The following is a 9,517-nucleotide window of genomic DNA, read 5'->3' as shown; positions in this document are numbered from 1 at the left end:
GCCCTCCGCAGGAGAGCCATGCGGCTTGAGTTAACAAAGAATAAATAAAGTAAAATAGCAATGATAAAGAAGTCTTTGTAAACACAAAGACTCCTTTTTATCTGCTCCAAGATTATATGATAAGCGTTACAACGCAAATTCCAGCGTTACATTCCGAAATATTTTATAAACATCATCACTCATCGGGTTTATCTCTACACCCTTTGTTGCCTGCAATGCTGCGGAGCAAAGTTCTGCATCACCAGATTCATCTTTGGCTGATAACACCACACCTTTCTGTGATAGCCAGATTTTAACCGAACACCTTTTACCTGAATAATCTCCCGCATAGTTAATTCGTCGCATTACAGCATTGCGCAGTGAGTTTATAACTTGTTGAGACTCATGATTTATCTCTCTTTGTTTTTCTCTGTCATTCTGATTCTGCTCAATCTCCTGATTTGATTTATTTTTTTTCTGCCGAAACTGCTCCGTCCTGTCGGTTGCTGCTTTTGCTGCTTCTTTTTTTTCAATAATTGCCTGATTTGAAGTGGGTAATGCAGGATATCGGGAGCCAGTATCATATGCCTGAGAATAGACACTTCTGGCAATATCATTAAGTCCGGCCAGCATTCTGTTATCAGCTGGCTTGCGACTGTTACCGGCCATTATTCCAACAAAGCATACTGATGCAAACTCTTTCTTTATTTGATTCCATTCAGCCAGTGAAATTTGCACCTGCGGAGGCAACTGAGAGGTGGACCGTTCCGCTGCATTGGACGAAATTGCATCACAGATTTCAAATGGCTTAAATGAATCTGTCGGCAATGCGTCTTTCTGCTCTGGTGGCTCCGGATAGTCAAATCCACTAAAGCCGTTCAGCATTGCGAAGCTCAGAAGGCTGGCGATATTGCTGGTAAACTTTTTCTGCTCTTCGTTTTGACCGCGCAGGTTGGCATCCGTCCATTTTTTGGACTCCGCCAGCGACAGGCTGTACGCAGCGTCAAATCCCATGTCACCCATAGTTTTGCCTCTGTTACAAAATTCAGTCATAGCTTTCATGAATTTTTGAGGTTCGGCTTTGTACTGACCGGAAGCAGTGATGGAATCCATGCCATACTGACTGACCGGGTGGTTATCGCAGTCTTTATTGATGCCAAGTGAATCGGCATTTGCCTGACAGGATAGTGGAAGTAAAGCTGCACATGATAGAGCAACTGCGGTAAGTATTAATCGTTTCATTTGAATTTGGTCCTAAGAAAAATTATCAGGACGTTCGATAATCCCAGTGAAGGCCGCAAGACATTTCAATCGTTATGCGCAGCGACATAAGGCACCAAATCTATCAGGCCAAGTATGACCGAAAAACTGCGGATTCTATCTGGGATGACATTAGTGCGCATAATGTATATTATGTTAAATCGCATATGCTAATACATGACACCATCCCGAACCGTTACCCCTGCAAATTGAACATGATGATTAGCTGCTTTGCCTGGGCAACTCTCTTGCGTCGCCCAGACAAACAATGACAATTTACCCCAGGCGCGATATCCGTCCCCTAGCCTCGTCAAGGTGGCCGCGCAATGCCGTAAGGCATGGTGCAAAATTGGCAGAGAAATGACGGCATTCGTTGGCTAAAGCAAAAAAATTCTCAGCCAGGTCCAACGCATCGTGCCAGATTTCCCCGTCGATAGCTTCTACGAGCAATGCCGGCCGCAGTGTATTAACCATTCCACCACCTGATTTAGGCGCAAAGCCCATTGGCAGAATGTCATAAGCTGGCGCAAGCTGGTATGGACGACCATGGCTACTGATGAATGATAAGTTGCCGTGGTGCATGTCGGTATTGCCGATCAACATCCCAAACGCCCACAGCCGCGCCGTATTGATGGCGGCATCAGGATGAACATGCCCCTGCTTAACCAGTTCATTAACCAGAACGGGCCAGGAGTCTCTGGCACGACCGACAAACTCCGCCTCCAGCGCCCGTAAAGAGAAAAGACCGATTCGGCCGAGCTGGCCTACGCGGTCGAACCGAGGGATCTCAAGGAAACGCTGTCCTTCAAAATCAAATACTTCGGTTTCTACACCAAGCACTTTTAACGCAAGATGTTCGGCCTGCAGTAAATCCCTCCAGCGTTCACTGATGGGATTGTCGTCCAGAGCGGTGAATTTTACTAGCACATGGCCACGTTCGGTATAGGTGCAAAATTTTGGTTGCTCACCTCCAGCAGATGAACCCGGAATCTCACCTGAACTCACCGCCAATGCTAGCGTAGGATACGTGGTAGATCGTTCAACCGGAGTTGGCGAAGGCATCTCGACGAATTGATTTCTTGCCTGTTCCCCTATTAATAAATTCCCCACCGCATCATGGCCATGAGCCAGCAAGGCTCTAATCACATCGGAGTCTGCCCAGTCTTCTGGATTTTGAGACAAACCAAGTTCAGCTGAATAGGCTGAGGCATAGGCTCTCCCCAGAAATCCCTGAGGGCGCATATCAAAAAGCCACCACGGTAACCCGTCACTATGCAGACATACATTATCTGTCTGTTCCATGACAAATCCATCCGGGTGAACCGGAATAAGCCTGCCTAGTGGTTTTATCTGCCCTTCTTCCGTTATGCGATAAATAGGCGCAGAACTAAACCCGCGAAAAGCATCGCGCAAAGCATATTGAATAGATGGCCCCGAGCCGATTCGAACAACATCATCCCCAAGCGTTTTCAAAGCACGGGAAACGGTAGGCTGACTAATGTCCATAATATCAGTAAGTTGCCTTACAGGCATGGGCCCCTGGCGTAGGAGCTGGCGTATCATATCAGACCGATTTGTCATAGTGCTGAATCGCTTAATGAATAGATAGATGAATAGGTAATTTATCAGTTATTGTGCAATGTGTCATCTGTGCCGAACCCTTCTGTGTTGATGCGCTTGTAAGGATTTACGTTTTAACTGACTGTTGAGTGATTTTATCCGTGATTATTATCTTAACATAATGATTAATAAGCTAATTGTGTGTTTTTGGCGTTCTACGTGAATTCTGTGATTTTAGCAGAGTCATTGTGCGTTAGATTTCTCGTACGAGCGCCAAAAAAAACCGGATATAACCCGTCGGTGATTGCTGGCTTATGCTATTTCTTGTAACCTTCACTTGCCTAATAATTTGAATTTGTGGACCCAACATGACAGCGCATATTTCCAAAGATCCTCTGCACGGTGTAACTCTTGAGATGCAGGTCAACGCACTGGTGGCGCATTATGGTTGGGAAAAATTAGGTCAGCTCATCAGTATCAACTGTTTTAAAAAAGACCCGAGCGTAAAATCCAGCCTGAAGTTTTTGCGCCGTACCCCGTGGGCTCGTGCTGAAGTCGAGGCTCTTTATCTGGATTCACTTGAAGATATGACTGAGGATGCAGCTGATGAACCGGCCATTGACCCGTGGGCCAATAGTCGAATCAAGAAAAGCTAGTGAGTATTCACTATTTTATGATGGTTACAATGTTATAGCCAATGCAGGCGAAGGCTATCCCCTCGCCCGCCTGAGGATCTAGGCAACGATCAGATCATATTTTTTGATCTTGCGATATAAGGTCGCGATACCGATACCCAACTCGTCGGCTGCCTGCTTTTTATTACTGTAGCGGCTTAACGCATCGCGAATCATTTGCCGCTCCATCTCTTCAAGCCCCGTGACGCTCTCCTCTTCTTTTACCGCCCGTGCCGTGGTTGAATTTACGCCTTCACCACGTTCGGCCATTTTCCCACTATTCACCAGGTTCGGCGGAAGCAGAGAAACGTCAATAACTTCTCCTGACGGCACAACGTTAACCAGATACTCCATCAGATTACTCAGTTCGCGGATATTGCCCGGCCAGCGATAGCATTTGAGCAAGCTAATCACCTCGGGATCCACGCCCGGGTAAACCAGCTCCAAACGCCGGGTATGTAAATGCAGGAAATAATGAATCAGTAATTCAATATCATCCTGCCGGTCTCGCAGTGGCGGCAGTCTGAGCGGAATAACGTTAAGGCGATAGTAGAGATCCTCGCGAAATTTACCGTCGGCGATAAACTGGTCGAGGTTTTGATTGGTGGCGGAGATAATACGAATATTGACGGGAACGGGGTTACTGGCGCCAACCGGCTGGATCTCCCTCGACTCGATGGCGCGTAATAGCTTTGCCTGTAAAGTCAGCGGCATATCGCCGATTTCATCAAGAAACAGCGTACCGTCATTAGCCGCCTGAATCAGGCCAACCTTACCGTTAACTGAAGCACCGGTAAAAGCACCTTTAACGTAGCCAAACAGTTCGCTCTCCAGTAATTGCTCAGGAATAGCGGCACAGTTAATAGCGATAAAAGGTTTATCTTTACGATCGCTGAGCTGATGTATCGCGCGGGCAACCACTTCTTTCCCTGTACCGCTCTCTCCTGCAATCATTACACTAGAAGGGCTGGGGGCAATGCGGCTAATCAGTTTCTTTAGCTGCCTCATTGGCCGACATTCCCCAACCAGCTGTTCTATTTGCGGCCCTTCTTGCGTCGTGGAAAGATCGGCCGAGGAATGTGACTGATGAAATGCCATCAGAAATAGCCACTGATCCTGGATAGCGTGTAACTGCCCGATGATGAGATCTTTTTTATCATCAATAGAAATAACATGCTGAACGTGGCCGCGAATAAAGTTCTGTGCAAACGTTAGCGGTCGAAAATTGATCGACTTCCCCACCATATTTCCCTGGCTGGAACCAAGTATTTTTAATGCGGCCTGATTCACATACTTAACTTTTTGCTCCTGACTAACGACCAGTACACCCTGGTCCATATTATCGAGCATGGTTAAAAACATCTTTTGGATATTATCGCTACCGCTTTGATCTTCCAGAAGACGTGAAACAAATATGGATGAGACGTGACGAACATAATCAGAGAACTCGGTGATGTTATCGTTTATTCGCTCTTGTTGCTCGCGAGTCAACGCTATCAAGCTAATGACACCAACACACTGCTCCTGATAAATGACCGGAGTACCGAGAAAAGCTTTTTCTTTACAGGTTTCTTTATTTTCACAACCTTCACACAGGGGATCAAAGCGTGAATGGGTAACGACTTTCTCCTTCTTTGTTTCAATAATGTAACGAAGAAGTCGCGAATCTGTACTTAATTTTCTCCCAAGAAACTTTCCATAGACGCCTGTGCCAGCAACTCGGCACAGTGAATTATCAACAATTTCAACTTCCAGTTGCAAAACACTTGAAAGCATTCTGGCAAAACGTTGAATCGTAGGCTGAATCTGCATCAAGATAGATGACGTCGTTGAAGGTATCATAATATCACTCACTGAAAGCTATGCTGGGTGAACGTCTACATTTATATTTCTATCAGTAGATACTACTCCAGGCTTCCGCATTAATTACTGCCGACGGCCCCTGTTTTTATCATCTTGCGTTAAATATGGAAGTGGTATCACATTTTCATATCAATCTGATAATCACCCCACCGCTTTTATCAATTTGACGATATTTTCAGATTCAGGTCTCGTTGCAATCGCTGTATATATTTAAATATAACGAAATCATGAGCCATTATATTCTCATTGACAGAGTGCAACAGTCGATGATTTGTGACTGTTATCCCATTAAAACGTCATTTATCGGCTATTCAATGCTTATCCTGTGAATTGGCACGCTTATTGTTAGTTGAAATACAGTGCTGATGTTTGCCGCTATGGCAACCAGCAATCAATAAGCCGTCATTCACTACCAGGATTGCATAATGAAAACTGTTAACGAACTGATTAAGGATATCAACAAGCTTAACTCCAACCTTCATGATAAGGACTTCCTGCTGACGTGGGAGCAATCACCGGACGAATTAAAACAGGTCCTGGATGTTGCTGAAGCCTTAAAGACGCTGCGTGCGGAAAATATCGCGACCAGGGTTTTTAATAGCGGGCTGGGGATTTCAGTGTTCCGCGATAACTCCACGCGCACCCGCTTCTCTTATGCCTCTGCGTTGAATCTGCTAGGACTGGCGCAACAGGATCTTGATGAAGGGAAATCGCAAATCGCGCACGGTGAAACGGTGCGTGAAACCGCCAATATGATCTCATTTTGCGCCGACGCGATTGGTATTCGCGACGATATGTATCTTGGTGCCGGTAACGCCTACATGCGTGAAGTCGGCGAAGCGCTGGATGACGGTCACAAACAAGGCGTATTGCCACAGCGCCCGGCGCTCATCAACCTGCAATGCGATATTGACCACCCTACCCAGTCGATGGCAGATCTGGCCTGGTTGCGTGAACACTTTGGTTCGCTGGAGAACCTGAAAGGCAAGAAAATCGCCATGACCTGGGCCTACTCACCCAGCTACGGCAAGCCGCTTTCCGTGCCACAGGGCATTATCGGGCTGATGACCCGCTTTGGTATGGATGTGACGTTAGCCCATCCAGAAGGCTATGACCTGATTCCTGACGTCATTGAAGTGGCGAAAAGTAATGCCAAAACCTCCGGCGGCAGTTTCCGTCAGGTCACGGATATGGCGGAAGCCTTTAAAGACGCAGATATCGTTTATCCGAAATCCTGGGCACCGTATCAGGTCATGGAGCAACGTACTGAATTGCTGCGCGCTAACGACCATGACGGGCTTAAGGCGCTTGAAAAATCCTGTCTGGCGCAAAACGCACAGCATAAAGACTGGCACTGCACCGAAGAGATGATGGCGAAGACCCGTAACGGCGAGGCGTTATATATGCACTGCCTGCCAGCCGATATCAGCGGCGTCTCCTGCAAAGAAGGTGAAGTCACCGAAGCTGTGTTTGAGAAATACCGTATTGCGACTTACAAAGAAGCGAGCTGGAAGCCTTATATCATCGCCTCAATGATCCTCTGCCGCAAATATGCCAAACCTGGCGTGCTGCTGGAACAACTGCTCAACGAAGCGCAAAAACGCATCAAATAATCTCCCCGGGGGGCCGTCGGGGCCGCNNGCGGGGCGGGGGGCCCCCCCCGACGACCTCATAATGATGAATAAGGACAGAGTATGTCTGCTTTCTCACTGAAAATGGATATTGCCGATAACCGCTTTTTTAGTGGTGAAACCTCACCGCTGTTTTCTTGCCAGCAGGCGCAGCAGGCGCGCCATTTCCATCAAAAAATCGCCGGGTATCAGCCGACGCCGCTGTATGCCCTCAACGAACTGGCCGCGCTATTTGGCATCGACAAAATACTGGTCAAAGATGAGTCTCAGCGCTTTGGCCTTAACGCCTTCAAGATGCTCGGCGGCTCATACGCCATCGCCCGGCTGCTGTGTGAGAAATATGGCTTAGCGATAGAAGAACTCTCACTCAATGACCTGAAGTCCCGCATTACCGAGAAGATGACGTTTGCCACCACCACCGATGGAAACCATGGCCGCGGCGTGGCATGGGCGGCAAAACAGCTTGGGCAAAATGCAGTTGTCTATATGCCGAAAGGCTCTGCTCAAGAGCGTGTGGACGCCATTTTGCGTCTCGGCGCAGAGTGTATTGTCACCGATATGAACTACGACGATACCGTGCGCTTTACGATGCAGACCGCTCAGAAGAACGGCTGGGAGGTAGTACAGGATACCGCTTGGGATGGCTACACCAAAATCCCTACCTGGATAATGCAAGGCTACGCCACGCTCGCCGATGAAGCGGTTGAACAGATGTCCGCAATGGGCGTGACTCGCCCTACTCACGTTTTCCTGCAGGGCGGCGTTGGCGCATTGGCGGGTGGCGTGTTGGGTTACCTCGTTGATGTCTACGGCGCGCGTAATCTCCACTCCGTTATCGTCGAGCCTGAACTGGCCGATTGCCTTTACCGCTCTGGGGTGAAAGGCCAGATAGTCAACGTCGGCGGAGAGATGGCCACCATCATGGCGGGTCTCGCCTGTGGTGAGCCAAATCCGCTCGGTTGGGAAGTCCTGCGCAACTGCGCGACGCAGTTTATCTCCTGCCAGGACGCCGTCGCCGCCCTGGGTATGCGGGTGCTGGGCAACCCACTCGGTAACGACCCGCGGGTGATCTCCGGCGAGTCAGGCGCGGTCGGCCTTGGCATATTGGCCGCTGTCCATCATCACCCTCAGCGCGATGCGCTCATGAACAAACTGCAGCTGGATAGCCACTCCGTTGTGCTGGTGATCAGCACCGAAGGCGATACCGACGTGAAGCACTATCGGGAAGTCGTCTGGGAAGGTAAGCATCCGGCAGCACGCTAAATACGCATAAATTCAGAACTGGAGAATATCCTCATGGCTAAACATATTCCGTTTAAATTGATCGTTGAAAAAGCAAACCACTACCAGCAGGACATGACCCGTTTCCTGCGTGACATGATTGCTATCCCGAGCGAAAGCTGCGACGAGAAACGCGTCGTACACCGTATTAAGGAAGAGATGGAAAAGGTCGGTTTTGACAAGGTTGAAATTGATCCAATGGGCAACGTGTTGGGTTACATCGGTCACGGCCCACGACTGGTCGCGATGGACGCGCACATTGATACCGTCGGCATCGGCAACATGAAAAACTGGAGTTTTGACCCATACGAAGGAATGGAAACCGACGAACTGATCGGCGGACGCGGCGCATCTGACCAGGAAGGCGGTATGGCGTCAATGGTCTACGCGGGCAAAATCATCAAAGACCTTGGGCTAGAAGACGAGTACACCCTACTGGTTACGGGTACCGTACAGGAAGAAGACTGTGACGGCCTGTGCTGGCAGTACATTATCGAACAGTCCGGTATTCGTCCGGAGTTCGTGGTGAGTACTGAGCCAACCGACTGCCAAATCTATCGTGGACAGCGCGGACGTATGGAAATTCGTATCGATGTCTCCGGGGTCAGTTGCCACGGTTCTGCCCCTGAACGTGGTGATAACGCTATCTTCAAAATGGGCCCAATTCTCAATGAATTGCAGGGACTTTCCCATAATCTGGGCAACGATGCCTTCCTCGGTAAAGGTACGCTTACCGTCTCAGAGATCTTCTTTACTTCGCCAAGCCGCTGCGCCGTTGCCGATAGCTGCGCTGTCTCTATCGACCGCCGCCTGACCTGGGGTGAAACCTGGGAAGGCGCACTGGAAGAGATCCGTGCGCTGCCGGCAGTGCAGAAAGCCAACGCGGTCGTCTCCATGTACAACTATGACCGCCCATCGTGGACCGGCTTGGTTTATCCAACCGAATGCTATTTCCCAACCTGGAAAGTCGAAGAAAACCACTTCACCGTCCGCGCATTGAGCAGTGCCTATGAAGGTCTGTTTGGCAAAGCCCCGGTTGTCGATAAGTGGACCTTCTCCACCAACGGGGTATCCATTATGGGCCGCCACGGCATTCCGGTGATTGGCTTTGGCCCAGGTAAAGAACCTGAAGCTCACGCGCCAAACGAGAAAACCTGGAAGTCGCATCTGGTGACGTGTGCGGCAATGTATGCCGCAATTCCGCTGAGCTGGTTAGCTACTGAGTAAATCCGGCCATATCCCTCCCGTCGTTCGCGGCGGGAGTCTGGA

Annotated in this window: 7 protein-coding genes; 4 read left to right on the top strand and 3 right to left on the bottom strand. The window is 49.1% G+C overall.

Annotated features, from left to right (window positions below; all coding sequences use genetic code 11):
• Positions 1-126: 126 nt before the first annotated feature.
• Together tolA and yjjJ are read right to left on the bottom strand one after the other, a co-directional pair.
• Entirely contained in the window at positions 127-1,221 is a 1,095-nt protein-coding gene (gene tolA, locus LZ634_RS17755) for a cell envelope integrity protein TolA (RefSeq protein WP_234507599.1), read from the bottom strand.
• 294 nt (positions 1,222-1,515) lie between these two features.
• Positions 1,516-2,820, bottom strand: coding sequence for a type II toxin-antitoxin system HipA family toxin YjjJ (gene yjjJ / locus LZ634_RS17750; RefSeq protein ID WP_234507598.1), 1,305 nt, complete (start codon positions 2,818-2,820; stop codon positions 1,516-1,518).
• 347 nt (positions 2,821-3,167) lie between these two features.
• Between yjjJ and LZ634_RS17745 the strand changes: the two genes are divergently transcribed.
• Complete coding sequence (locus LZ634_RS17745) at positions 3,168-3,455, top strand: VF530 family DNA-binding protein (RefSeq protein WP_234507596.1); 288 nt, start codon at positions 3,168-3,170, stop codon at positions 3,453-3,455.
• Positions 3,456-3,533: 78 nt separating this feature from the next.
• Here the strand turns inward: LZ634_RS17745 and LZ634_RS17740 are convergent, their stop codons facing one another.
• On the bottom strand, positions 3,534-5,315 hold the full coding sequence (locus LZ634_RS17740) for a sigma-54 interaction domain-containing protein (protein ID WP_234507594.1): 1,782 nt from the start codon (positions 5,313-5,315) through the stop codon (positions 3,534-3,536).
• 446 nt (positions 5,316-5,761) lie between these two features.
• Here LZ634_RS17740 and ygeW point away from each other — a divergent pair, with 446 nt between their 5' ends.
• The 3 genes from ygeW to LZ634_RS17725 all read left to right on the top strand — a co-directional run bounded on the left by ygeW (position 5,762) and on the right by LZ634_RS17725 (position 9,475).
• Positions 5,762-6,949, top strand: coding sequence for a knotted carbamoyltransferase YgeW (gene ygeW / locus LZ634_RS17735; RefSeq protein ID WP_234507592.1), 1,188 nt, complete (start codon positions 5,762-5,764; stop codon positions 6,947-6,949).
• 81 nt (positions 6,950-7,030) lie between these two features.
• Positions 7,031-8,230 (top strand): diaminopropionate ammonia-lyase, encoded by a 1,200-nt coding sequence (gene dpaL, locus LZ634_RS17730; protein WP_234507590.1) that lies wholly within the window; start codon positions 7,031-7,033, stop codon positions 8,228-8,230.
• Between the two features lie 33 nt (positions 8,231-8,263).
• Positions 8,264-9,475 carry a YgeY family selenium metabolism-linked hydrolase gene (locus LZ634_RS17725; RefSeq protein ID WP_234507589.1) on the top strand — a complete coding sequence of 404 codons (1,212 nt, stop codon included), beginning with the start codon at positions 8,264-8,266 and terminating at the stop codon, positions 9,473-9,475.
• Positions 9,476-9,517: the final 42 nt, after the last annotated feature.

The sequence above is a fragment of the Kluyvera intermedia genome (assembly GCF_021440345.1).
In the GTDB taxonomy this organism is placed as follows: Bacteria; Pseudomonadota; Gammaproteobacteria; order Enterobacterales; family Enterobacteriaceae; genus Kluyvera; species Kluyvera intermedia_A.
Note: the sequence above shows the minus strand (reverse complement) of the source record. Positions and strands in the feature narration are given on the sequence as shown.